This is a genomic window from Pseudomonas palmensis, assembly GCF_049942755.1.
In the GTDB taxonomy this organism is placed as follows: Bacteria; Pseudomonadota; Gammaproteobacteria; order Pseudomonadales; family Pseudomonadaceae; genus Aquipseudomonas; species Aquipseudomonas palmensis.
In genome coordinates this window covers 446,673-469,531 of record NZ_CP187958.1, presented here as the reverse complement: position 1 = coordinate 469,531, position 22,859 = coordinate 446,673, and the positions used below count along the sequence as shown (strand labels likewise).

Annotated in this window: 24 protein-coding genes; all 24 read left to right on the top strand. The window is 64.3% G+C overall.

Features of this window, described 5'->3' with window-relative positions:
- The first annotated feature begins 46 nt into the window (after nucleotides 1-46).
- The 24 genes from fliH (at nucleotide 47) to ACPRTJ_RS01975 (ending at nucleotide 22,856) form a co-directional block, all read left to right on the top strand.
- Nucleotides 47-829, top strand: coding sequence for a flagellar assembly protein FliH (gene fliH / locus ACPRTJ_RS02090; RefSeq protein ID WP_054915633.1), 783 nt, complete (start codon nucleotides 47-49; stop codon nucleotides 827-829).
- A complete protein-coding gene (gene fliI / locus ACPRTJ_RS02085; RefSeq protein WP_043861807.1) occupies nucleotides 819-2,177 on the top strand; it encodes a flagellar protein export ATPase FliI in 1,359 nt (452 codons plus the stop codon). Before fliH ends, fliI begins: the two co-directional genes overlap by 11 nt.
- 6 nt (nucleotides 2,178-2,183) lie before the next feature.
- The gene (gene fliJ / locus ACPRTJ_RS02080) at nucleotides 2,184-2,636 is read left to right on the top strand and encodes a flagellar export protein FliJ (protein ID WP_043861808.1); all 453 of its coding nucleotides are present in this window, start codon (nucleotides 2,184-2,186) and stop codon (nucleotides 2,634-2,636) included.
- Nucleotides 2,637-2,726: 90 nt separating this feature from the next.
- Entirely contained in the window at nucleotides 2,727-3,032 is a 306-nt protein-coding gene (locus tag ACPRTJ_RS02075; protein WP_043861809.1) for an STAS domain-containing protein, read from the top strand.
- On the top strand, nucleotides 3,029-4,744 hold the full coding sequence (locus tag ACPRTJ_RS02070; protein ID WP_043861810.1) for a fused response regulator/phosphatase: 1,716 nt from the start codon (nucleotides 3,029-3,031) through the stop codon (nucleotides 4,742-4,744). Before ACPRTJ_RS02075 ends, ACPRTJ_RS02070 begins: the two co-directional genes overlap by 4 nt.
- Nucleotides 4,745-4,769: 25 nt before the next feature.
- Nucleotides 4,770-5,135: an Hpt domain-containing protein gene (locus tag ACPRTJ_RS02065; RefSeq protein WP_043861811.1), complete on the top strand. Its 366-nt coding sequence runs from the start codon at nucleotides 4,770-4,772 to the stop codon at nucleotides 5,133-5,135.
- A gap of 71 nt (nucleotides 5,136-5,206) precedes the next feature.
- Complete coding sequence (locus ACPRTJ_RS02060) at nucleotides 5,207-6,523, top strand: flagellar hook-length control protein FliK (protein ID WP_088515602.1); 1,317 nt, start codon at nucleotides 5,207-5,209, stop codon at nucleotides 6,521-6,523.
- Between the two features lie 174 nt (nucleotides 6,524-6,697).
- The gene (gene fliL, locus ACPRTJ_RS02055) at nucleotides 6,698-7,195 is read left to right on the top strand and encodes a flagellar basal body-associated protein FliL (RefSeq protein ID WP_054915630.1); all 498 of its coding nucleotides are present in this window, start codon (nucleotides 6,698-6,700) and stop codon (nucleotides 7,193-7,195) included.
- A 9-nt stretch (nucleotides 7,196-7,204) separates the two neighbouring features.
- The gene (gene fliM / locus ACPRTJ_RS02050) at nucleotides 7,205-8,173 is read left to right on the top strand and encodes a flagellar motor switch protein FliM (RefSeq protein ID WP_043861814.1); all 969 of its coding nucleotides are present in this window, start codon (nucleotides 7,205-7,207) and stop codon (nucleotides 8,171-8,173) included.
- 48 nt (nucleotides 8,174-8,221) lie between these two features.
- A complete protein-coding gene (fliN, locus tag ACPRTJ_RS02045; RefSeq protein ID WP_088515603.1) occupies nucleotides 8,222-8,692 on the top strand; it encodes a flagellar motor switch protein FliN in 471 nt (156 codons plus the stop codon).
- Between the two features lie 24 nt (nucleotides 8,693-8,716).
- Nucleotides 8,717-9,148, top strand: a complete 432-nt coding sequence (gene fliO, locus ACPRTJ_RS02040; RefSeq protein ID WP_370409109.1) for a flagellar biosynthetic protein FliO — start codon at nucleotides 8,717-8,719, stop codon at nucleotides 9,146-9,148.
- Nucleotides 9,148-9,900: a flagellar type III secretion system pore protein FliP gene (fliP, locus tag ACPRTJ_RS02035; RefSeq protein WP_054915628.1), complete on the top strand. Its 753-nt coding sequence runs from the start codon at nucleotides 9,148-9,150 to the stop codon at nucleotides 9,898-9,900. The genes fliO and fliP overlap by 1 nt, the downstream gene beginning before the upstream one ends.
- Before the next feature lie 18 nt (nucleotides 9,901-9,918).
- The gene (gene fliQ / locus ACPRTJ_RS02030; RefSeq protein ID WP_043861818.1) at nucleotides 9,919-10,188 is read left to right on the top strand and encodes a flagellar biosynthesis protein FliQ; all 270 of its coding nucleotides are present in this window, start codon (nucleotides 9,919-9,921) and stop codon (nucleotides 10,186-10,188) included.
- A gap of 7 nt (nucleotides 10,189-10,195) precedes the next feature.
- Nucleotides 10,196-10,972 (top strand): flagellar biosynthetic protein FliR, encoded by a 777-nt coding sequence (gene fliR, locus ACPRTJ_RS02025; protein WP_054915627.1) that lies wholly within the window; start codon nucleotides 10,196-10,198, stop codon nucleotides 10,970-10,972.
- A 2-nt stretch (nucleotides 10,973-10,974) separates the two neighbouring features.
- Nucleotides 10,975-12,111 (top strand): flagellar biosynthesis protein FlhB, encoded by a 1,137-nt coding sequence (gene flhB / locus ACPRTJ_RS02020; RefSeq protein WP_054915626.1) that lies wholly within the window; start codon nucleotides 10,975-10,977, stop codon nucleotides 12,109-12,111.
- Nucleotides 12,112-12,275: 164 nt separating this feature from the next.
- Nucleotides 12,276-14,405 carry a flagellar biosynthesis protein FlhA gene (gene flhA / locus ACPRTJ_RS02015; RefSeq protein ID WP_043861821.1) on the top strand — a complete coding sequence of 710 codons (2,130 nt, stop codon included), beginning with the start codon at nucleotides 12,276-12,278 and terminating at the stop codon, nucleotides 14,403-14,405.
- 11 nt (nucleotides 14,406-14,416) lie between these two features.
- The gene (gene flhF / locus ACPRTJ_RS02010; RefSeq protein ID WP_043861822.1) at nucleotides 14,417-15,727 is read left to right on the top strand and encodes a flagellar biosynthesis protein FlhF; all 1,311 of its coding nucleotides are present in this window, start codon (nucleotides 14,417-14,419) and stop codon (nucleotides 15,725-15,727) included.
- Between the two features lie 119 nt (nucleotides 15,728-15,846).
- Complete coding sequence (gene fleN / locus ACPRTJ_RS02005; RefSeq protein WP_054915624.1) at nucleotides 15,847-16,680, top strand: flagellar synthesis regulator FleN; 834 nt, start codon at nucleotides 15,847-15,849, stop codon at nucleotides 16,678-16,680.
- A complete protein-coding gene (gene fliA, locus ACPRTJ_RS02000) occupies nucleotides 16,677-17,417 on the top strand; it encodes an RNA polymerase sigma factor FliA (protein ID WP_043861824.1) in 741 nt (246 codons plus the stop codon). The genes fleN and fliA overlap by 4 nt, the downstream gene beginning before the upstream one ends.
- A gap of 104 nt (nucleotides 17,418-17,521) precedes the next feature.
- Entirely contained in the window at nucleotides 17,522-17,896 is a 375-nt protein-coding gene (locus ACPRTJ_RS01995; protein WP_043861825.1) for a chemotaxis response regulator CheY, read from the top strand.
- A gap of 20 nt (nucleotides 17,897-17,916) precedes the next feature.
- Nucleotides 17,917-18,705: a protein phosphatase CheZ gene (locus tag ACPRTJ_RS01990; protein WP_043861826.1), complete on the top strand. Its 789-nt coding sequence runs from the start codon at nucleotides 17,917-17,919 to the stop codon at nucleotides 18,703-18,705.
- Between the two features lie 12 nt (nucleotides 18,706-18,717).
- Nucleotides 18,718-20,949: a chemotaxis protein CheA gene (locus ACPRTJ_RS01985; protein ID WP_088515605.1), complete on the top strand. Its 2,232-nt coding sequence runs from the start codon at nucleotides 18,718-18,720 to the stop codon at nucleotides 20,947-20,949.
- 45 nt (nucleotides 20,950-20,994) lie between these two features.
- The gene (locus ACPRTJ_RS01980) at nucleotides 20,995-22,116 is read left to right on the top strand and encodes a protein-glutamate methylesterase/protein-glutamine glutaminase (protein WP_058542051.1); all 1,122 of its coding nucleotides are present in this window, start codon (nucleotides 20,995-20,997) and stop codon (nucleotides 22,114-22,116) included.
- The gene (locus ACPRTJ_RS01975; RefSeq protein ID WP_043861829.1) at nucleotides 22,116-22,856 is read left to right on the top strand and encodes a flagellar motor protein; all 741 of its coding nucleotides are present in this window, start codon (nucleotides 22,116-22,118) and stop codon (nucleotides 22,854-22,856) included. Before ACPRTJ_RS01980 ends, ACPRTJ_RS01975 begins: the two co-directional genes overlap by 1 nt.
- Nucleotides 22,857-22,859 lie beyond the last annotated feature (3 nt).

Here is a 22,859-nt window from a genome sequence, read left to right as displayed (position 1 = left end):
GCATCGCCGACCACCCCGGCGCCTACCCAATTGAACGCGTGGAATCATGTCGACCAACGAGCACCTGAGTGAACTGATCCCCGCCCGCGACGTCGAGGGCTTCGACCGCTGGGCGCTGCCCAGCTTCGACCCGGAGCCGGAACCCGAGCCCGAACCCGAGCCGGAAATCGTCGAGGAAGTCGAAGAAGTGCCGCTGGAAGAAGTCCAGCCGCTGACCCTCGAAGAGCTCGAAAGCATTCGCCAGGAAGCCTACAACGAAGGCTTTGCCACCGGCGAGCGCGAAGGGTTTCACAGCACCCAGCTCAAGGTCCGCCAGGAGGCCGAAGTGGCCCTGAGCGCCAAGCTGGCGAGCCTGGAGCAGCTGATGGGGCACCTGCTCGACCCGATCGCCGAGCAGGACAACCAGATCGAGAAGGCCCTGGTGCACATGGTCAGCCGCATCACCCGCGAGGTGATCGGGCGTGAGCTGGCCACCGACTCCAGCCAGATCACCCACGTGCTGCGCGAGGCCCTCAAGCTGCTGCCGATGGGCGCCGAAAACATCCGCATTCATGTCAATCCGCAGGACTTCGAGCTGGCCAAGGCCCTGCGCGAGCGTCATGAGGAAAACTGGCGCCTGCTCGAAGACGACGCACTGTTGCCCGGTGGTTGCCGCATCGAGACGTTGCACAGCCGTATCGACGCCACCGTCGAGACCCGCATCGAAAAGGCCATGACCCAGTTGTTCGACCAGTTGCATGACCAGGGCCTGCACCCTGCCGCGCCAGACTTGCACGTCGACCTTGCTGGCGACGCGGGCACCCGCGAGGCCACGCCCGATGCGCCTTGACCGCACCAGCTTCGGCAAGCGCCTGGGCACCTATGCCGAGGCCGTAAGCCTGCCGGCGCAGCCGGTGGTGGAGGGGCGGTTGTTGCGCATGGTCGGCCTGACCCTGGAGGCCGAAGGCCTGCGCGCTGCCGTCGGCAGCCGCTGCCTGGTGATCAACGACGACAGCTACCATCCGGTGCAGGTCGAGGCCGAGGTCATGGGCTTTGCCGGTGACCGGGTATTTCTCATGCCGGTGGGCAGCGTTGCCGGCATCGCGCCCGGTGCGCGGGTGGTGCCGCTGGCCGAAAGCGGCCGCCTGCCGATGGGCATGAGCATGCTCGGTCGCGTGCTGGATGGTGCCGGCCGGGCGCTGGATGGCAAGGGCGGGATGAAGGCCGAGGACTGGGTGCCGATGGACGGCCCCACCATCAACCCACTCAACCGCGACCCCATCAGCCAGCCGCTGGACGTGGGCATTCGCAGCATCAATGGCCTGCTGACGGTGGGCCGTGGCCAGCGCCTTGGCCTGTTCGCCGGTACCGGCGTGGGCAAGAGTGTGCTGCTGGGCATGATGACCCGTTTCACCGAGGCCGACATCATCGTGGTGGGGCTGATCGGTGAGCGGGGGCGTGAGGTCAAGGAGTTCATCGAGCACATCCTGGGCGAGGAGGGCATCAAGCGTTCGGTGGTGGTGGCATCCCCTGCCGATGATGCGCCGCTGATGCGCCTGCGCGCCGCCATGTACTGCACGCGGATCGCCGAGTACTTTCGCGACAAGGGCAAGAACGTGCTGTTGCTGATGGATTCGCTGACCCGTTTCGCCCAGGCCCAGCGGGAAATCGCCCTGGCCATCGGCGAGCCGCCAGCCACCAAGGGCTATCCGCCTTCCGTGTTCGCCAAGCTGCCCAAGCTGGTGGAGCGCGCCGGCAACGGCGAGGCCGGTGGTGGCTCGATCACCGCCTTCTACACCGTGTTGTCCGAAGGCGACGACCAGCAGGACCCGATTGCCGACTCCGCGCGGGGTGTACTCGACGGCCATATCGTGCTGTCCCGGCGCCTGGCCGAAGAGGGGCACTACCCGGCCATCGATATCGAGGCTTCGATCAGCCGGGTCATGCCGCAGGTGGTCAGCCCCGAGCAGATGACCCAGGCCCAGCAGTTCAAGCAGCTCTGGTCGCGCCTGTCGCAAAGCCGCGACCTGATCAGCGTGGGTGCCTATGTGGCTGGCGGCGACCGCGAGACGGACCTGGCGATTTCCCTGCAACCCAAGCTGGTGCAGTACCTGCGCCAGGGGCTCAATGAAAACGTCAGCCATGAGCAGAGCCGCGATGAACTGGCGGCGGTGTTCGCCCCAGCGGCTTCGGGCTGATAACCGATGGCCCTGCCAAGTCGTGCCGCGCGCCTGGTGCCGGTGGTGGAGATGGCCGAGGAGGCCGAGCGCAAGGCTGTGCAGCGCCTCGGGCATTTCCAGCAGCAGGTGAGCATGGCCGAAACCAAGCTCCGGGAACTGGACCAGTTTCGCAGCGAGTACCAGAACCAGTGGATGGAAAAGGGCGGCCAGGGCGTTTCAGGCAGCTGGCTGCTGGGCTATCAGCGCTTTCTCAGCCAGCTGGACACCGCCGTGGCCCAGCAACACCAGAGCCTGGTGTGGCACCAGACCAACCTCAACAACGCACGGGCCACCTGGCAGCAGGCCTACGCCCGGGTCGAGGGCCTGCGCAAGCTGGTACAGCGCTACCGCGATGAAGCCCGCATGCTCGAGGACAAGCGCGAGCAGAAGCTGCTCGACGAATTGTCCCAGCGATTGCCGCGCCACGATCGCTTCTAGCACGGCATTGGTCGGCGCAGGTTGCCCATGGGCGGGCGGGCTGCTAAACCTGTGGTGTCTGCAATCGCCATGATCGAAGGAGTCGAGCATATGGCCGTGGAGCACGATCTATCGCCGGATGGGAACAGCCTGACGATCAGGGTCAAGGGACGGTTCGATTTCGGCAAGCACCAGGCGTTTCGTGAATGCTACGAGCGCGAGCCAGTACCTTCCAAGGGCGTGGTCGTCGACTTGAAGGACGCCACCTATCTCGACAGCTCCGCCCTGGGCATGCTCCTGCTGCTGCGTGACCACGCCGGCGGCGACGATGCGTATATACGGGTGATCAACGCCAGCTCCGACGTTCGCAAGATCCTCGCCATCTCCAATTTCGACAAGCTGTTCGAGATCACTTGAGCGACCTCGTGAACGAGCAGTCGTCGCTGACCGTGCTGATTGCCGAAGATGGCGCCACCGACCGCCTGTTGCTGGCGCGCATCGTGCGCGAGCAGGGGCATTCGGTGATCACGGCCGAGAACGGTGCGCAGGCAGTGGCGCTGTTTGCCGAGCTGCGTCCGCAACTGGTGCTGCTCGACGCGCTGATGCCGGTGATGGACGGCTTCGAGGCGGCTCGCCAGATCAAGCTGATGGCTGGCCAGGCGCTGGTGCCGATCATCTTTCTTACCTCGCTGAGTGAGGAGCAGGCCCTGGTGCGTTGCCTGGAGGCCGGTGGCGACGACTTTCTGCCCAAGCCTTATCGCCCGGTGATCCTGGCCGCCAAGATCAAGGCGATGGATCGCCTGCGTCGCCTGCAGGCGACCGTGCTGGAGCAGCGCGACGAGCTGGCGCGCCACCACGGTCACCTGCTCAACGAGCAGCGGGTGGCCAAGGCGGTGTTCGATCAGGTCACGCACTCGGGGTGCCTGAATGCGCCGAACATCCGCTACCTGCAATCTCCCTATGCGCTGTTCAACGGCGACCTGCTGCTGGCGGCGTTCACGCCGACCGGTGAAATGCATGTGCTGCTGGGCGACTTCACTGGCCATGGCCTGCCGGCTGCAGTGGGCGCCATGCCGTTGGCCGAGGTGTTCTACGGCATGACCGCCAAGGGCTACGGCCTGGCCGAAACCTTGCGCGAGATGAACGCCAAGCTCAAGCGCATCCTGCCGGTCGACATGTTCTGCTGCGCAATGATGCTCAGCCTGAGTTTCGAACGACGCCTGGCCGAGGTATGGAACGGCGGCATGCCGGACGGCTACCTGCTGCCCGCGGCCGGTGGCGAGCCCCAGGCGCTGGTGTCGCGGCACTTGCCCTTGGGGGTGCTGGCGCCGGAGCGTTTCGACGAGCACCCCGAGGTGGTATCGCTGGCGTTGGGGGATCGTCTGTTCCTGCTGTCCGATGGGGTGGTGGATACCTGCGACCAGGATGAGCAGCTGTTCGGGGTGGAACGCCTGCGCCAGGTGTTTGCGCGCAACCGTGCGCCGCAGCACCTGTTCGAGGATGTACTGCAGGCGCTCGAAGACTTTCGCGGCCAGTCCCGCGACGATGTCAGCATGCTCGAGATCAGTGTGGTCGAGCCCCAGACACTGGCCCCGCCGCCGCTTGTCTATTCGGACAGCGGCCAGTCCAGCCCGCTGGACTGGTCGCTGTCGTTCGAGTTTCGCGCGCAGACCCTCAAACGCTTCAACCCCTTGCCCTATCTGTTGCAGGTACTGCAGGAAATACACGGCCTGCGCCCCCAGAGCGGTGCGCTGCACAGCGTGCTCAACGAGCTCTACACCAATGCACTGGAGCACGGTGTGCTGGCCCTCGACTCGGCCCTCAAGCGCGACGCCCAGGGGTTTGCCGCCTATTATCAGGAGCGCAGCCGACGCCTGCAGGCATTGCAGGAAGGTTACATACGCTTGCACCTTCAGGTTGAACCCGTAGCGGGTGGCGGGCGTCTGGTGATTGAGATCGAAGATAGCGGCAGTGGCTTCGATGTGGGTACAGTGCTGGCCCGACCGGTGTTGGAGCAGCGGTTGTGCGGGCGTGGCCTGAGCCTGATCCGGCGTTTGAGCCGTCACGCCGAATGGGCCGACGGAGGGCGCAGGGCCCGCGTGGAGTTCGCCTGGGTGGCTCTGGCATAATTGAACTTGATCAAGGAGTGAGCAAGTGTCCGATCAGCGTATCGATAACAAGGTAGTGGGCGAGTTGCGGGAGGTCATGGGTAGCCAGTATGCCGAGTTGCTGGAGACCTTCCTGGCCGATTGCGAAAAGCGCATGGTGCAACTGCGCGACGCCCGCTCCCCCCGGCAGCTGAGTGAGGCTGCCCACAGTTTCAAGGGTAGCTGCAGCAACATGGGCGCCACCGACCTGGCCGAGTTGTGTCGGCAGCTGGAAGTGCGCGTGATGGAGCAGCCGGCACACGGCATCGAGGACCTGATCAGCCAGATCAGGTGCGAGTACCTCGAAGTGCGTCCCTTCTATGTCGCCGAGTTGGAGCGCGTGTCGCCGCAGGCGGCCAGGCATCCTGTGTAGCGCAAACCTGGCGCGACTCTTGCAGTCTCTTCGCTATTCAAGTTCGCGCTTCTGTAGTGGAGACCCTTCCCATGCCTGTCGCTTCAAACCCGCTGCTGCAACCGTCCGCCGTGGCCAAGGCCTCGCGCACGGCTGCGCCAGCGCCCGAAAAGGTGCCCCAGGTCGCCAATGACAAGGCTGCGGGCTTCTCCAAGGTGTATGCCGATCAGTCCCGCGACAAGCTGCCGGCCAAGGCGGATGTGCCCAATGCCGACAAGGCGGGCGTTGCAGCCGGGGCGGCAAATGCCGGCAAGACGGCGACCGATCAGGAGCGCACTGTTGCCGACAGCGGCAATTCATTGCCTGAACAGAAGCCGGCATCGGACGAGTCGACGCCAGTTGCCGATGACCTTCAACTGCTCGATTCGAGCCTGGTGGCGGGTCAGGTTACTGACGCCCAGGCCGGCGCACAGCTGATCCAGGCTCAGGCCGAAGCGGTGGCCCCAGTGGTGCAGGCGGCTGCCGCACAGTTGCAGGCCCAGGTGCAGGCCCCGGCCGTCGCGCCGCAGCCACCGGCCCCGGAAGAACCCGCTTTCGACCCGGCCGGCGACGTGCTCGAGGACCTGCCGGCATTGCGCCTGGCCCTGGAGCAGAACGCCCAGGCCCAGGGCACCACCTCTGCCCATGCCAGCAAGCCGACCACGGCGCAACCCGAAGCCACCCAGGGCCAGCCTGCCGTCAATACCCTGGCGGCCATGCTCGACCCGCGTCAGGCCGATCCGGGCGACAGCGAGCCGGGCGAGAAGGGCTTCAGCAACCTGCTCGATGACGGCCTGAAGGACCTCAAGGGCGCCTCCAGCGATACCCGTGTCGATGACTTTGCCGAGCGCCTCAGCGCGCTGACCCAGGCCGCGACGCCCAAGACCGCCAATGCGGTGCCGGTGGCGATGCCGCTGAACCAGCCGCTGGCGATGCACCAGGGTGGCTGGACCGAGGGCCTGGTCAATCGCGTGATGTACCTGTCCAGCCAGAACCTGAAGTCGGCTGAAATCAAGCTGGAGCCAGCCGAGCTGGGGCGCTTGGACATTCGCGTGCACATGACACCCGAGCAGCAGGCGCAGATCACCTTCACCAGTGGCAACGTGGTGGTGCGCGAAGCGCTGGAAAACCAGGCCAGCCGGCTCAAGGAAATGTTCGCCGAACAGGGCCTGGCGCAACCTGACGTTAACGTGGCCGACCAGTCCCGCGAGCAGCAGCAGGGCTCGCAGGACGGCACCTCGAAGCTCAGCGGCGTGGCCGCGCGTCGCAATGAAGGCGCGGGCGGCGAAGAGGCCGACGCCGACGCGGCGGCCCAGCCGGTGGAGCGACCGGTGGTGCTGGGGTCCAGCGCGGTCGATTTCTACGCCTGATTGCACGGGTAGGGCTGGGCGGTTGCGGGGCGGCTGCCCAGCCCTTCACGGATGAATCTGCCCCTGCGTTCGTCGCCTTCCTCAATCGGGCCGGTGTGGCCCGCAAATCTGGCATAACACTTGCTCAACCCTCGCCATGTGGGACAAACCTCTTGTGAGTGACGGATTATTGGCATGGCGAAGAGCGAAGCAGTGAAAGACCCCGCCGTAAAAGGCAAACTCAAGCTGATCCTGCTGCTGGTGCTGGCATTGCTGCTGGCCATCGGCTTGTCGGTGGGCGCCACCTGGTTCTTCCTGCAAAGGGGCGACAGCAAACCTCAGGTCGACCCGGCAACCGTCAGCAACGTCAGGCCTGCGGCCATCTACGAGCCGCTGGCGCCAGCCTTCGTCGTCAACTTCAACCAGAACGGTCGTCAGCGCTACATGCAGGTGAGCATCACCATGCAGGGGCGCGACCAGGCTGCGCTGGATGCGCTGAAAGTGCACATGCCGGTGATCCGCAACAACCTGGTGATGCTCTTTTCCGGCCAGCCGTTCGACTCCCTGGCGACCCCGGTCGGCCAGGAGATGCTGCGCCAGAAGGCCACCGCCAGCGTGCAGGAAGTGGCCCAGAAAGAAGTCGGCAAGCTGGTGATCGACCAGTTGCTGTTCACCAATTTCGTATTGCAGTAGGAGCCCAAGATGGCCATGCAGGACCTGCTGTCCCAGGATGAGATCGATGCCTTGCTGCACGGCGTCGACGACGGGCTGGTGCAAACCGATAGCGGCGCCGACCCCGGCAGCATCAAGAGCTACGACCTGACCAGCCAGGACCGGATCGTGCGCGGGCGCATGCCGACCCTGGAAATGATCAACGAACGCTTCGCCCGCTATACCCGCGTGAGCATGTTCAACCTGCTGCGCCGCTCGGCGGATGTGGCAGTGGGGGGCGTGCAGGTGATGAAGTTCGGTGAGTACGTGCACTCGCTGTACGTGCCCACCAGCCTCAACCTGGTGAAGATCAAGCCGTTGCGCGGCACCTCGCTGTTCATCCTCGATGCCAAGCTGGTGTTCAAGCTGGTGGACAATTTCTTCGGCGGTGACGGTCGTCACGCCAAGATCGAGGGCCGCGAGTTCACGCCCACCGAATTGCGCGTGGTGCGCATGGTGCTGGACCAGTGCTTCGTCGACCTCAAGGAAGCCTGGCAGGCGATCATGCCGGTCAACTTCGAGTACATCAACTCGGAGGTCAACCCGGCCATGGCCAACATCGTCGGCCCGAGCGAGGCGGTGGTGGTGTCCACCTTCCACATCGAACTCGATGGCGGTGGCGGCGACCTGCACGTGACCATGCCCTACTCGATGATCGAGCCGGTGCGCGAAATGCTCGACGCGGGCTTCCAGTCCGACCTGGACGACCAGGACGAACGCTGGATCAAGGCCCTGCGCGAAGACGTGCTGGACGTCAGCGTGCCGATCAGCGCCACCGTGGCACGCCGCGAGCTGCGCCTGCGCGACATCCTGCACATGCAGCCGGGTGATGTGATCCCGGTCGAACTGCCGGACGAGCTGGTACTGCGCGCCAATGGCGTACCGTCGTTCAAGGCCAAGTTGGGCTCGCACAAGGGCACGCTGGCATTGCAAGTAACCGAGCCGATCGAGCGCCGCTGATCGGTACCCTGGCTTTAACTCCGAATTGATTGCCCCGTCGAGGACAAGATGGCTGACGAAAACGATATCACCTCCATGGAAGACCAGGCTCTGGCCGATGAGTGGGCAGCAGCCCTGAGCGAGACCGGCGACGCCGGCCAGTCCGACATCGACGCGCTGTTGGCGGCTGACGGCGGCAGCAGTGCCGGCTCGCCCAACCGCCTGCCGATGGAAGAATTCGGCAGCTCGCCCAAGGGCAGCGATGCAGTGACCCTGGACGGCCCGAACCTGGACGTGATCCTGGATATTCCGGTGAGCATCTCGATGGAAGTGGGCAGCACCGAAATCAACATCCGCAACCTGCTGCAACTGAACCAGGGTTCGGTGATCGAGCTGGACCGCCTGGCCGGCGAGCCGCTGGACGTGCTGGTCAACGGCACCCTGATCGCGCACGGCGAGGTGGTGGTGGTGAACGAGAAGTTCGGCATCCGCCTGACCGACGTGATCAGCCCGAGCGAACGCATCAAGAAGCTGCGCTGAGTGAAGCGTCTTCTGCAAGCGGGGCTGACTGGGGTCGGCCTGCTCTGGCTCGACCTGGCACTGGCGGCACAGCCCGCGGCCACGACAGCCGCGGCGACCACGGCAGCAGCCGGCAGTGCCAGCGGGCAGCTGGGCCGTCTGGTGCTGGGGTTGTTGCTGGTGCTGGGCCTGATCTTCTTTCTCGCCTGGCTGCTGCGCCGGGTGCAGAACGTGACGCCGCGTGGCCAGCAGGTCATCGAGATCGTCGGCACGCGCGTGGTCGGCCCGCGTGATCGGCTGCTGCTGGTGCAGGTGGGCAACGAACAGATACTGATCGGTCATACGCCGGGCAGCCTTACCGCGTTGCATGTGCTGGCCGAGCCGGTGCAGGTACCGGCCAGCGCCCGCCAGGCTACGCCCGAATTCGCCCAGCGCCTGATGGAGCTGCTGGGCAAGGATCAAAAGGACAAGTCGTGATGGGCGCATTGCGCATGCTGTTGACCCTGCTGCTGATGTTCGCAGCGCCGCTGGCCCTGGCCGCCGACCCGCTGTCGATTCCGGCGATCACCCTGTCCAACGGGGCGGATGGGCAGCAGGAGTACTCGGTCAGCCTGCAGATCCTGCTGATCATGACGGCGCTGAGCTTCATTCCGGCGTTCGTGATCCTGATGACCAGCTTCACCCGGATCATCATCGTGTTCTCGATCCTGCGCCAGGCCCTGGGCCTGCAGCAGACGCCGTCGAACCAGATCCTCACCGGCATGGCGCTGTTCCTGACCCTGTTCATCATGGCGCCGGTATTCGACCGGGTGAACAAGGATGCCCTGCAGCCGTACCTGGCCGAGACCCTGTCGGCCCAGGACGCGGTGGCCAAGGCCCAGGTGCCCCTCAAGGACTTCATGCTGGCGCAGACCCGCGAGAGCGATCTCGACCTGTTCATGCGCCTGTCCAAGCGTACCGATATCGCCACGCCGGACGAGGCGCCGTTGACCATCCTGGTACCGGCCTTCGTCACCTCCGAACTCAAGACCGCGTTCCAGATCGGCTTCATGATCTTCATCCCGTTCCTGATCATCGACCTGGTGGTGGCCAGTGTGCTGATGGCCATGGGTATGATGATGCTGTCGCCGCTGATCATCTCCCTGCCGTTCAAGATCATGCTGTTCGTGCTGGTGGATGGCTGGGCGTTGATCATGGGCACCCTGGCCGGCAGTTTCGGTGGCGTCTAGCGCGCCGAGGAGAACAACATGACCCCAGAAGTTGCTGTCGACCTGTTCCGCGATGCGCTGTGGCTGACCACCATGATCGTGGCTGTGCTGGTGGTACCGAGCCTGCTGGTGGGCCTGATGGTGGCCATGTTCCAGGCCGCCACCCAGATCAACGAACAGACCCTGAGCTTTCTGCCGCGCCTGCTGGTGATGCTGATCACGCTGATCGTGGCCGGGCCCTGGCTGGTGCAGAAGTTCATGGAATACATCCTGTCGTTGTACGGCAGCATTCCCCAGTTGATCGGCTGAGCGCGCGATGCTCCAGTTGACCGATGCGCAGATCGCCACCTGGGTGGCGAGCTTCATCCTGCCGCTGTTTCGCATTGCCGCCGTGCTGATGACCATGCCCATCATCGGGACCAAGATGGTGCCGGGGCGTATCCGCCTGTACCTGGCCCTGGCGATCACCGTGGTGGTGGTGCCGGGCCTGCCGCCGATGCCCGAAGTCAATCCGCTGTCGCTCAGCGGGCTGCTGCTGATTGCCGAGCAGATCCTCATCGGTGCGGTATTCGGCCTGTCGCTGCAACTGTTCTTCCAGATATTCGTAGTGGCCGGGCAGGTGGTGGCCATCCAGATGGGCATGGCCTTCGCCTCCATGGTCGACCCGGTCAACGGCGTCAACGTGGCGGTGGTCAGCCAGTTCCTGAGCATGCTGGTGACGCTGCTGTTCCTGTCGATGAACGGGCACCTGGTGGTGTTCGAGGTGATCACCGAGAGCTTCACCACCTTGCCGGTGGGCACCGGCCTGATGGTCAACCACTACTGGGACCTGGTCGGGCGGCTGAGCTGGGTGCTGGGCGCGGCGCTGCTGCTGGTGTTGCCGGCGATCACCGCGCTGCTGGTGGTGAACATCGCCTTCGGCGTGATGACCCGTGCAGCGCCGCAGCTGAACATCTTCTCCATCGGTTTCCCGTTGACCCTGGTGCTGGGGCTCGGGATTTTCTGGGTTGTCCTGGCCGACATCCTTTCCCATTACCAGGCGCTGGCCTCCGAGGCCCTGCAGTGGCTGCGTGAGCTGGCGAGGGCGAGCTGAGCATGGCAGAGAGCGAAAGCGGTCAGGACAAGACAGAAGACCCCACGGAGAAAAAGAAGAAGGACGCCCGCGAGAAGGGCGAGATCGCCCGTTCCAAGGAGCTCAACACGGTGGTGGTGACCCTGGCCGGGGCCGGTGGCCTGCTGGTGTTCGGTGGTGGCCTGGCCGAAGTGCTGATGGACATCATGCGCATCAACTTCACCCTGTCGCGCGACACGCTGATCGACGAGCGCTCGATGGGCACCTTCTTGCTGGCCTCGGGCAAGATGGCCCTGATGGCGCTGCAGCCGGTATTGCTGGTGGCGCTGATCGTGGCTTTCATCGGGCCGATCTCGCTGGGTGGCTGGCTGTTTGCCGGCGGCACCCTGGCGCCCAAGTTCAGCCGCATGAACCCACTGTCGGGGATCAAGCGCATGTTTTCCCTGAACGCACTGACCGAGCTGCTCAAGGCCCTGGCGAAGTTCTTCGTGATCCTGATCGTGGCGCTGGTGGTGTTGTCGTCGGACCGTGACGACCTGCTGGCCATTGCCAACGAGCCGCTGGAGCAGGCGATCATCCACAGCGTGCAGGTGGTGGGCTGGAGTGCCCTGTGGATGGCCGCCGGCCTGTTGCTGATTGCCCTGGTGGACGTGCCGTTGCAGCTGTACCAGTCGCACAAGAAGCTGCTGATGACCAAGCAGGAGGTGCGCGACGAGTACAAGAACAGCGAGGGCAAGCCGGAGGTCAAGCAGCGTATTCGCCAGTTGCAGCGCGAGATGTCGCAGCGGCGCATGATGGCGGCGATCCCCGATGCCGACGTGATCATCACCAACCCGACCCACTATGCGGTGGCGCTCAAGTACGACCCCGAGAAGGGCAATGCGCCGACGCTGCTGGCCAAGGGCACCGATTTCCTGGCGCTGAAGATTCGCGAAATCGCCAATGCCCACAACATCCAGGTGCTGGAATCGCCTGAGCTGGCGCGTTCGATCTTCTACTCCACCGAGCTCGAGGAAGAGATCCCGGCCGGCCTCTACCTGGCCGTGGCCCAGGTGCTGGCCTACGTGTATCAGATTCGCCAGCACCGGGCGGGCAAGGGCAAGGCGCCGGAGCCGCTCAAGGATCTGCCGATTCCGCCGGACCTGCGCCGCGATTCCTGAACCGTTTGAGCTCTTCCCGTCGGCGCCGAGGTGCCGGCCCCTTCGCTGCAGGAGCCGGCAGTGTCGGCGAAGGTCGCGTCACTAATCCAAAGTTGGAAAGCTTCTTGCAATAGCAGCGCCAAGCGCCCGCATGGCGTCAAAAGTTTGCTTGAAGAGGAATATCGGTGGATCGCTCTCAGTTAATCAACAGCGCCCGTAGCAACCTGTCCGGGCTCGGCCGGGGCAACCTGGGGGTGCCGCTGTTGCTGCTGGTGATGTTGGCAATGATGATGTTGCCGATCCCGCCGTTCCTGCTCGACGTGTTCTTCACCTTCAACATCGCCCTGTCCATCGTTGTGCTGCTGGTGTGCGTGTACGCCTTGCGCCCGCTGGATTTCGCCGTGTTTCCGACCATCCTGCTGGTGGCCACGCTGCTGCGCCTGGCGCTGAACGTGGCGTCCACGCGGGTGGTGATGCTCCACGGCCACGACGGCCACGAAGCCGCGGGCAAGGTGATCCAGGCCTTCGGCGAGGTGGTGATCGGCGGCAACTACGTGGTCGGTATCGTGGTGTTCGCGATCCTCATGATCATCAACTTCGTGGTGGTGACCAAGGGTGCCGGGCGCATTTCCGAGGTGAGCGCGCGCTTCACCCTCGACGCCATGCCCGGCAAGCAGATGGCCATCGACGCCGACCTCAACGCCGGCCTGATCGACCAGGCCCAGGCCAAGGCACGGCGTACCGAAGTGGCCCAGGAGGCCGAGTTCTACGGTTCGATGGACGGTGCCAGCAAGTTCGTGCGCGGTGACGCCATCGCCGGCCTGCTGATCCTGTTCATCAACCTGATCGGCGGCATGGCCGTGGGTATCTTCCAGCACGGCATGACCTTCGGCGACGCCGGTCGCGTGTATGCGCTGCTCACCATCGGTGACGGTTTGGTGGCGCAGTTGCCTTCGCTGCTGCTGTCCACCGCCGCCGCGATCATGGTTACCCGTGCCTCGGGCTCCGAGGAAATGGGCAAGCAGATCAACCGGCAGATGTTCGATTCGCCCAAGGCGCTGGCCGTGTCCGGCGGCCTGATGATCGTCATGGGGCTGGTGCCGGGCATGCCGCACGTGGCATTCCTCAGCCTCGGCCTGATGGCCGCGGGCGGCGCTTACCTGGTGTGGCGCAAGCAGAACCAGGCCAAGGTCAAGGCACAGCAGGAAGTGCAGCGCCAGCAGGACCTGCTGCCGTCGCCGCAGCGTGCTCAGGAAACCAAGGAGCTGGGCTGGGACGACGTTACCCCGATCGACATGATCGGCCTGGAAGTCGGCTACCGGCTGATCCCGCTGGTGGACCGCAACCAGGGTGGGCAGTTGCTGGCGCGGATCAAGGGGGTACGCAAGAAGCTGTCCCAGGACCTGGGCTTCCTGATGCCCACCGTGCACATCCGCGACAACCTCGACCTGGCCCCCAGCGCCTACCGCCTGACGCTGATGGGGGTGATCCTGGCCGAGGCCGAGATCTACCCCGACCGCGAACTGGCGATCAACCCGGGGCAGGTGTTCGGCAACCTCAACGGCATCGCCGCCAGGGACCCGGCCTTCGGCCTGGAGGCAGTGTGGATCGATGTGGCCCAGCGCAGCCAGGCGCAATCGCTGGGCTACACCGTGGTGGACGCGAGCACCGTGGTCGCCACCCACCTCAACCAGATCCTCTACAAGCATTGCCACGAGCTGATCGGTCACGAAGAGGTACAGCAACTGCTGCAGGTCCTGGCCAAGGGCTCGCCCAAGCTGGCCGAGGAACTGGTGCCGGGGGTGCTGCCGCTGTCTGGTCTGCTCAAGGTGCTGCAGGCGTTGCTGGCCGAGCAGGTGCCGGTGCGCGACATCCGCACCATTGCCGAAGCCATCGCCAACAATGCCGCCAAGAGTCAAGATACCGCCGCGCTGGTGGCTTCGGTGCGCGTAGGATTGAGCCGCGCAATCGTGCAAAGCATTGTAGGAACTGAGTCCGAGCTGCCTGTGATCACGCTTGAGCCAAGGTTGGAACAGATTTTGCTCAATAGTTTGCAAAGGGCCGGGCAGGGTCAGGAAGATGGTGTTCTTCTTGAGCCGAGCATGGCCGAAAAGCTTCAGCGTTCGTTGATCGAGGCCGCCCAGCGTCAGGAGATGCAAGGGCAACCTGCAATCCTGCTGGTCGCAGGACCCGTTCGACAGATGCTGTCGCGTTTTGGCCGCCTGGCTGTACCGAATTTGCATGTTTTGGCGTATCAGGAAATACCTGACAACAAGCAAGTTACCATCGTTGCCACAGTAGGCCCCAACGGCTGAGGTAGTGGGATATGCAAGTTAAGCGTTTTTTCGCCGCTGATATGCGTCAGGCCATGAAGCTGGTTCGTGATGAGCTGGGGGCAGAGGCCGCCATCATCGGCAACCGACGGATTGCTGGCGGTGTCGAGCTGACGGCGGCGCTGGACTACAAGCTGTCCGCGCTTGCGCCGCGGGTGCCGAACGTCGAGCTCGAGGACGAACTGCGCAAGACCCAGTCGCGCATCGTCACCGCGCAGGCCGAGCTCAGCAGCCGGGTCGAAGGCGAGGAGGGCAACCGCCAGTTGTTCGCCGGCCTGCCGCTGACCGCCTCCGAGCCGCTGGTAGAGCCGCAGGTCGAGGCCCCCGTGCGGCCTCAGGCAGCAGCCCCGGCGCCGGTCGATCAGCGTCTGTTCGATTCCATGCGTTCGGAGCTCTCGGGCCTGCGCGAGCTGCTCGAAGTGCAGCTCGGCTCGCTGGCCTGGACCCAGCTGCAGGGCAGCAAGCCGCACCAGGCCAACCTCTGGCGCCGCCTGCAGCGCATCGGCATCGCCGGGCCGCTGGCCCGCGAGGTGCTGGACATCACTGCCGACATCGAAGAGCCCCGCCAGGCCTGGCGCATGCTGCTGGCGCACCTGGCCCGCATGATCCAGGTGCCGGAAATCGAGCCGATCGAAGAGGGCGGCGTGATCGCCATGGTCGGCCCGGCCGGCATGGGCAAGACCACCACCCTGGCCAAGCTGGCGGCGCGCTATGTGCTCAAGTACGGCGCGCAGAACATCGCGCTGGTGAGCATGGACAGCTTTCGCATCGGCGCCCAGGAACAACTCAAGACCCTGGGGCGCATCCTGAATGTGTCGGTGACCCACGTCGACCCCGGCCAGTCGCTGGCCCAGGCCCTGGACCCTCTGCTGCGCAAGCGCGTGGTGCTGATCGATACCGCCGGCCTGCAGGCCAGCGACCCGGCACTGCGCATGCAGCTCGAAACCCTGGCCGGGCGCGGCATCCAGGCCAAGAATTACCTGGTGCTGGCCACCACCAGCCAGAAGCAGGTGCTGACCGCTGCCTACCACAGCTACAAGCGCTGCGGGCTGGCCGGTTGCATCCTGACCAAGCTCGACGAAACGGCGTGCCTGGGCGAGGTGCTGAGCCTGGCCATCACGCATGAGTTGCCGGTGGCCTATCTGACCGATGGGCCGCGCATTCCGGACGATCTGCACTTGCCGCGCCGGCACCATCTGGTCAGTCGCGCGGTCAGTGTACAAATGCAGGACGATCCCAGCGAAGAGGCCATGGCCGACATGTTCGCCGATCTGTACCACAGCGACGGCAAGCGTGTCGGCTGAGGTAAATGTGTATACGTTGCAAAGTACCTACATCAATGGTCTGCCAGGCATTTTTCAGGTGTTGAAAGCGCAGCCAGTCATGTGGCCTCGGTCTAAGTAAGACAAGGTAAAGAACAAACATGGGCAGCATGCATCCCGTACAGGTGATCGCCGTGACAGGCGGCAAAGGTGGCGTCGGCAAGACCAACGTGTCAGTGAACTTGTCATTGGCGCTGGCTGAGCTTGGCCGTCGGGTCATGCTGCTGGACGCCGACCTGGGCCTGGCCAACGTCGACGTCTTGCTCGGCCTGACCCCCAAACGCACGCTGGCCGATGTCATCGAGGGCCGCTGCGAGCTGCGCGACGTGCTGCTGCCGGGGCCTGGCGGGGTACGCATCGTGCCTGCGGCCTCCGGCACCCAGAGCATGGTGCACCTGGCGCCGGCCCAGCATGCCGGGCTGATCCAGGCGTTCAGCGAGATCGGCGACAACCTCGACGTGCTGGTCATCGACACCGCGGCCGGCATCGGCGATTCGGTCGTCAGCTTCGTGCGCGCGGCCCAGGAAGTGCTGCTGGTGGTGTGCGACGAGCCCACGTCCATCACTGACGCCTATGCCCTGATCAAGCTGCTGAACCGCGATTACGGCATGAACCGTTTCCGGGTGCTGGCCAACATGGCACAAAGCCCTCAGGAAGGTCGCAATCTGTTCGCCAAATTGACCAAGGTCACGGATCGCTTCCTGGATGTCGCCTTACAATACGTCGGTGCTGTGCCCTACGACGAATGTGTCCGCAAGGCAGTGCAGAAGCAGCGAGCAGTCTACGAAGCCTTTCCGCGTTCCAAGTGCGCGCTGGCCTTCAAGGCCATTGCTCAGAAGGTCGATAGCTGGCCGTTGCCTGCCAACCCGCGTGGTCATCTGGAGTTCTTCGTCGAACGGCTGGTGCAACCGACCAGTGCGGGACCAGTGCTATGAGTGCAAGCGGCTATCGGATGTACAGCAAGGCTTCGCGTGATGCCCAGTACGAGCTGATCGAGCGGTACGCACCCTTGGTCAAGCGCATTGCCTATCACCTGCTGGCGCGTCTGCCAGCCAGTGTGCAGGTGGAAGACCTGATCCAGGCCGGCATGATCGGGCTGCTCGAGGTCTCCAACAAGTACGACTCCAGCAAGGGTGCCAGTTTCGAGACCTATGCCGGTATCCGCATCCGTGGGGCCATGCTCGACGAGGTGCGCAAGGGGGATTGGGCGCCGCGTTCGGTACACCGCAATACCCGCATGGTGAGTGACGCGATTCGTGCAATTGAAGCAAAAACCGGTCGTGATGCTAAAGATCACGAGGTTGCTGCCGAACTTCAATTGAGTCTCGATGATTATTACGGGATTTTGAACGATACCTTGGGCAGTCGCCTGTTCAGTTTCGACGACCTGTTGCAGGACGGCGAACATGAAGGCCTGCACGAGGACGGCGCCAGTGCCCAGCTCGAGCCATCGCGCGATCTGGAAGACGAGCGCTTTCAGGCAGCCCTGGCGGATGCAATCGCCAACCTGCCCGAGCGCGAGCGCCTGGTGCTGGCGCTGTACTACGACGAAGAGCTGAACCTCAAGGAAATCGGCGAGGTGCTGGGGGTCAGCGAGTCGCGTGTCAGCCAGTTGCACAGCCAGTGCGCCGCACGCTTGCGCGGTCGCCTGGGGGAATGGCGGGCGCGTTGAGCAGCCGTTCCATACAGTCGTGAAATGTAGTGCCCGAATTGATTGAATGCGCGTTCAGCGCTGAGCGCGTTAAAGACTGCTTGGAGGTCTAATTGAACAAAGACATGAAAATCCTCATCGTCGACGATTTTTCGACGATGCGGCGGATCATCAAGAACCTGTTGCGTGACCTGGGCTTCACCAATACCCAGGAAGCCGACGACGGCAACACCGCGTTGCCGATGCTCGAAAGCGGTCACTTCGATTTCCTGGTGACCGACTGGAACATGCCCGGCATGTCCGGTATCGACCTGCTGCGCAAGGTACGTCTGGATGAACGCCTCAAGCACCTGCCGGTGCTGATGGTGACGGCCGAAGCCAAACGCGAACAGATCATCGAAGCCGCCCAGGCGGGCGTCAACGGCTATGTGGTCAAACCGTTCACCGCCCAGGTGCTGAAAGAAAAGATCGAAAAGATCTTCGAGCGCGTCAATAGCTGAGGTACGCCACGGGGGCGCTTATGGAGCAAAAAAGATCATCTTTGGACGACTTCGAGTCGACTCTGAAGAAACATGCCCAGGAGCTGGTCAGCAGCCTTGAAAAAGGCAGGTTCGGCGACGCGGTGCAACTGATCCATCAGCTGAACCAGACCCGTGACCTTGGCCTGTACCAGGAAGTCGGCAAGCTTACCCGCGAGCTGCACAGTGCGATCGTCAGTTTCCAGATCGATCCGCACATGCCGCAGGCCGAGGAAGTCTCGCAGATTACCGACGCCACCGAACGCCTGTCGTACGTGGTCAAGCTGACCGAGGGCGCTGCCAACCGCACCATGGACCTGGTGGAGGCAAGCACGCCGGTACTCAACGACCTCAGTGCCGAGGCGGCCAGCCTGAGTGGCGACTGGCAGCGCTTCATGCGCCGCGAAGTCGAGGCTCCGGAGTTTCGCGAGCTGGTCAAGCGCGTCGACAGTTTCCTGACGCACAGCGCCGAGGGCAACCGCAAGGTCGCCGGCCATCTCAACGACATTCTTCTGGCTCAGGACTACCAAGACCTGACCGGCCAGGTGATCAAGCGCGTCACGGCACTGGTCACCGAAGTAGAAAGCAATCTTCTGAAGCTCGTGTTGATGGCGAGTCAGGTCGACCGGTTCGCCGGCATCGAGCATGACCACGACCAGCTGCGTGCCGAAAAAGATCAAGAAAAACATCCGACTCGGGGTGAAGGACCACAGATTCATGCCGATAAACGTGAAGACGTTGTGTCCGGTCAGGACGATGTCGACGATCTGCTGTCCAGCCTGGGTTTTTAGGGAGCACGTTTAATGAGCTTCGGCGCCGATGAAGAAATCCTCCAGGATTTTCTGGTAGAAGCCGGCGAAATTCTTGAGCAACTGTCCGAGCAACTGGTCGAGCTGGAAAGCCGCCCGGATGATGCCGACCTGCTCAATGCAATTTTTCGCGGTTTTCACACTGTAAAAGGGGGCGCCGGCTTCCTCCAGCTCAATGAGCTGGTGGAGTGCTGCCACATCGCCGAAAACGTCTTCGACATCCTGCGCAAGGGCGAACGACGTGTGGACGCCGAACTGATGGACGTGGTCCTGGAAGCCCTGGACACCGTCAACAGCATGTTCGGCCAGGTGCGCGAGCGCACCGACATCACCGCAGCCACTCCGGAACTGCTGGCCGCCCTGGCGCGCCTGGCCGAACCTGCCGGTGCCGAAGCGGCGGCGCCTGCGCCGGTGGCGGCGGTTGCCGAGCCGGAGCCTGAGGCCGAGGCGAGCGGGGGTGATATCACCGACAGCGAGTTCGAGCAGTTGCTCGACTCGCTCAATGCCGCCAAGGCCCAGGCCGAGGCGCCCGAGCCGGTGGCCGTGGACGCTGCCAGCGATGAAATCACCGACGCCGAGTTCGAGTCGTTGCTGGACCAGTTGCATGGCAAGGGCCAGTTCGCCCCCGACAGCGTGGCGGCGGCATCTGCTGCTGCACCTGGCGCGGACGCGGCGCCCAGCGGTGACATCACCGACGATGAATTCGAAGCACTGCTGGACCAGTTGCACGGCAAGGGCACCTTTGCCGCCGATGCACTGCCCGGCGCTGTAGCGGCCGCCGCACCGGCCGCTGCCGCACCCGCAGCGGCGGGTGACCATATTTCCGAACACGAATTCGAGGCCCTGCTCGACGAGTTGCACGGCAAGGGCAAGTTCGCGCCCGACGCCGTCAGCGGCGCTGGCGCTGCCAGCGCGCCTGCTGCTGCGGCGACGGTTGCGGCCAAGCCGGCGGCCAAGCCCGCAGCGGCAGCCGCTGCACCGGCACCGGCCAAGGCACCCGCCCCCGCGCCGGCCCGTCAGGCGGCTCCCGCTGCCGACAAGCATCCGGCCAGCGAGGCCGAGACCACCGTGCGGGTCGACACCGCGCGCCTGGACGAGATCATGAACATGGTCGGCGAACTGGTGCTGGTGCGTAACCGCCTGGTGCGCCTGGGCCTGAACAGCGGCGATGAAGCCATGTCCAAGGCCGTCTCGAACCTGGACGTGGTAACCGCCGACCTGCAGACCGCGGTGATGAAGACCCGCATGCAGCCGATCAAGAAGGTCTTCGGGCGCTTCCCGCGTCTGGTTCGCGACCTGGCCCGCCAGCTCAAGAAAGAGATCAACCTGGAGCTGGTCGGCGAAGAGACCGACCTGGACAAGAACCTCGTCGAGGCCCTGGCCGACCCGCTGGTGCACTTGGTGCGCAACGCCGTCGACCATGGCGTGGAAACCCCGGAAGAGCGCGAAGCCGCCGGCAAGTCGCGCAATGGCAAGGTGATCCTCGCTGCCGAACAGGAAGGCGACCACATCCTGCTGTCGATCTCCGATGACGGCAAGGGCATGGATGCCAATGTCCTGCGCGCCATTGCGGTCAAGCGCGGGGTGATGGACAAGGACGCCGCCGATCGCCTCAGCGAAAGCGACTGCTACAACCTGATCTTCGCCCCGGGCTTCTCGACCAAGACCGAGATCTCCGACGTGTCCGGTCGCGGCGTGGGCATGGACGTGGTCAAGACCAAGATTTCCCAGCTCAACGGCTCGATCAACATCTACTCGACCAAGGGCCAGGGCTCGAAGATCGTCATCAAGGTGCCGCTGACCCTGGCGATCATGCCGACCCTGATGGTGATGCTCGGCAACCAGGCCTTCGCCTTCCCGCTGGTGAACGTCAACGAGATTTTCCACCTGGACCTGTCGCGCACCAACGTGGTCGACGGCCAGGAAGTGGTGATCGTGCGTGACAAGGCCTTGCCGCTGTTCTACCTCAAGCGCTGGCTGGTCAGCTCGGCAGCCCACGAGGAGCAGCGTGAAGGCCACGTGGTGATCCTGTCGGTGGGTACCCAGCGCATCGGCTTCGTGGTCGACCAGCTGGTGGGCCAGGAAGAGGTGGTCATCAAGCCGTTGGGCAAGATGCTGCAGGGCACCCCGGGCATGTCGGGCGCCACCATTACCGGTGACGGGCGCATTGCGCTGATCCTCGACGTGCCGAGCATGCTCAAGCGTTACGCCGCTCGGCGTATCTGATCCCGGTGGCGTGGCCAGGTGGCCGCGCACCGTAATGGAGTGTTTATGGTAGTCAAGGTCCTGGTGGTGGATGATTCCGGTTTTTTCCGCCGCCGTGTCTCGGAAATTCTTTCAGCGGACCCGACTATCCAGGTGGTCGGTACCGCGACCAACGGCAAGGAAGCGATCGATCAGGCGCTGTCGCTCAAGCCCGACGTCATCACCATGGACTATGAAATGCCCATGATGGATGGCATCACCGCCGTGCGCCATATCATGCAGCGCTGCCCCACGCCTGTACTGATGTTCTCCTCGCTCACCCACGAAGGCGCCCGCGTCACCCTCGACGCACTGGACGCCGGTGCGGTGGACTACCTGCCGAAGAACTTCGAGGACATCTCGCGCAACCCCGAGAAGGTCAAGCAGATGCTGTGCGAAAAGGTGCATACCATTTCGCGCAGCAACCGCCGTTTCAGCAGCTATGCCAGCCCGGCACCGGCGGCAGCGCCTGCACCGTCGCACAGCGCCGGCAGCAGCGCCCCGGCAGCGTCCATGCGCGCCGCCCCGGTTGCCCCGCAAGCCCCTGCGCGGGCCGCTGCACCCAGCTCGCCAGCGCCCAAGCGCAAGGCCTACAAGCTGCTGGCCATCGGTACCTCCACCGGTGGCCCGGTGGCGCTGCAGCGCGTGCTGACCCAGCTGCCGGCCAACTTCCCGGCGCCGATCGTGCTGATCCAGCACATGCCGGCGGCCTTCACCAAGGCCTTTGCCGAGCGCCTGGACAAGCTGTGCCGCATCAGCGTCAAGGAAGCCGAGGACGGCGACGTGCTGCGCCCCGGCCTGGCCCTGCTGGCACCGGGCGGCAAGCAGATGATGGTCGACGGGCGCGGCACGGTGAAGATACTGCCAGGTGACGAACGCCTCAACTACAAGCCCTGCGTGGACATCACCTTCGGTTCGGCGGCCAAGTCGTATGGCGACAAGGTGCTGGCCGTGGTGCTGACCGGCATGGGCGCCGATGGCCGCGAAGGCGCGCGCCTGCTCAAGCAGGGCGGCAGCCAGGTGTGGGCCCAGGACGAAGCCAGCTGCGTGATCTATGGCATGCCCATGGCCATTGCCAAGGCCAACCTGGCCGATGCGGTGTACGGCCTGGACGAGATCGGCCGGCACCTGGTAGAGGCGTGCATCTGATGGACGTGTTGAGCCTTATCGGGATCATCCTGGCGTTCGTCGCCATCGTTGGCGGCAACTACCTCGAAGGCGGCCATCTGTCGGCGCTGATCAATGGCCCGGCGGCGCTGATCGTGATCGGCGGGACGCTGGCGGCCTCGCTGCTGCAGGCCCCCATGAGCGCGTTCAAGCGCGCCCTGCAGATCGTGCGCTGGATCCTCTTCCCGCCGCGGGTCGACCTGGCCGGCGGTATCGACCGGGTGGTCAACTGGAGCCTCACCGCACGCAAGGAAGGCCTGCTGGGCCTTGAGGGCGTGGCCGATGCCGAGCCCGACCCGTATGCCCGCAAGGGCCTGCAGCTGCTGGTCGACGGCGCCGAGCCCGAAGCCATCCGCAGCATCCTCGAGGTGGATTTCTACACCCAGGAAAGCCGTGACATCCAGGCCGCCAAGGTGTTCGAGAGCATGGGCGGCTATGCGCCGACCATCGGCATCATCGGCGCGGTGATGGGCCTGATCCACGTGATGGGCAACCTGGCCGACCCGACCCAGCTGGGCAGCGGTATCGCGGTGGCGTTCGTGGCCACCATCTACGGCGTGGCCAGTGCCAACCTGATCCTGTTGCCGATCGCCAACAAGCTCAAGGCCCTGGCCATGCGCCAGTCGCGCTATCGCGAAATGCTCCTGGAAGGCTTGCTGTCGATTGCCGAAGGCGAGAACCCACGTTCAATCGAACTGAAGCTTCAGGGCTTCATGGAGTAAGCC

Excerpts from the sequence above, each read along its gene's own strand:
- fliH (WP_054915633.1), top strand. The coding sequence starts at position 47 with ATGTCGACCAACGAGCACCTGAGTGAACTGATCCCCGCCCGCGACGTC.
- fliI (WP_043861807.1), top strand. The coding sequence starts at position 819 with ATGCGCCTTGACCGCACCAGCTTCGGCAAGCGCCTGGGCACCTATGCC.
- fliJ (WP_043861808.1), top strand. The coding sequence starts at position 2,184 with ATGGCCCTGCCAAGTCGTGCCGCGCGCCTGGTGCCGGTGGTGGAGATG.
- ACPRTJ_RS02075 (WP_043861809.1), top strand. The coding sequence starts at position 2,727 with ATGGCCGTGGAGCACGATCTATCGCCGGATGGGAACAGCCTGACGATC.
- ACPRTJ_RS02060 (WP_088515602.1), top strand. The coding sequence starts at position 5,207 with ATGCCTGTCGCTTCAAACCCGCTGCTGCAACCGTCCGCCGTGGCCAAG.
- fliL (WP_054915630.1), top strand. The coding sequence starts at position 6,698 with ATGGCGAAGAGCGAAGCAGTGAAAGACCCCGCCGTAAAAGGCAAACTC.
- fliM (WP_043861814.1), top strand. The coding sequence starts at position 7,205 with ATGGCCATGCAGGACCTGCTGTCCCAGGATGAGATCGATGCCTTGCTG.
- fliN (WP_088515603.1), top strand. The coding sequence starts at position 8,222 with ATGGCTGACGAAAACGATATCACCTCCATGGAAGACCAGGCTCTGGCC.
- fliP (WP_054915628.1), top strand. The coding sequence starts at position 9,148 with ATGGGCGCATTGCGCATGCTGTTGACCCTGCTGCTGATGTTCGCAGCG.
- fliQ (WP_043861818.1), top strand. The coding sequence starts at position 9,919 with ATGACCCCAGAAGTTGCTGTCGACCTGTTCCGCGATGCGCTGTGGCTG.
- fliR (WP_054915627.1), top strand. The coding sequence starts at position 10,196 with ATGCTCCAGTTGACCGATGCGCAGATCGCCACCTGGGTGGCGAGCTTC.
- flhB (WP_054915626.1), top strand. The coding sequence starts at position 10,975 with ATGGCAGAGAGCGAAAGCGGTCAGGACAAGACAGAAGACCCCACGGAG.
- flhF (WP_043861822.1), top strand. The coding sequence starts at position 14,417 with ATGCAAGTTAAGCGTTTTTTCGCCGCTGATATGCGTCAGGCCATGAAG.
- fleN (WP_054915624.1), top strand. The coding sequence starts at position 15,847 with ATGGGCAGCATGCATCCCGTACAGGTGATCGCCGTGACAGGCGGCAAA.
- fliA (WP_043861824.1), top strand. The coding sequence starts at position 16,677 with ATGAGTGCAAGCGGCTATCGGATGTACAGCAAGGCTTCGCGTGATGCC.
- ACPRTJ_RS01995 (WP_043861825.1), top strand. The coding sequence starts at position 17,522 with ATGAAAATCCTCATCGTCGACGATTTTTCGACGATGCGGCGGATCATC.
- ACPRTJ_RS01990 (WP_043861826.1), top strand. The coding sequence starts at position 17,917 with ATGGAGCAAAAAAGATCATCTTTGGACGACTTCGAGTCGACTCTGAAG.
- ACPRTJ_RS01985 (WP_088515605.1), top strand. The coding sequence starts at position 18,718 with ATGAGCTTCGGCGCCGATGAAGAAATCCTCCAGGATTTTCTGGTAGAA.
- ACPRTJ_RS01980 (WP_058542051.1), top strand. The coding sequence starts at position 20,995 with ATGGTAGTCAAGGTCCTGGTGGTGGATGATTCCGGTTTTTTCCGCCGC.
- ACPRTJ_RS01975 (WP_043861829.1), top strand. The coding sequence starts at position 22,116 with ATGGACGTGTTGAGCCTTATCGGGATCATCCTGGCGTTCGTCGCCATC.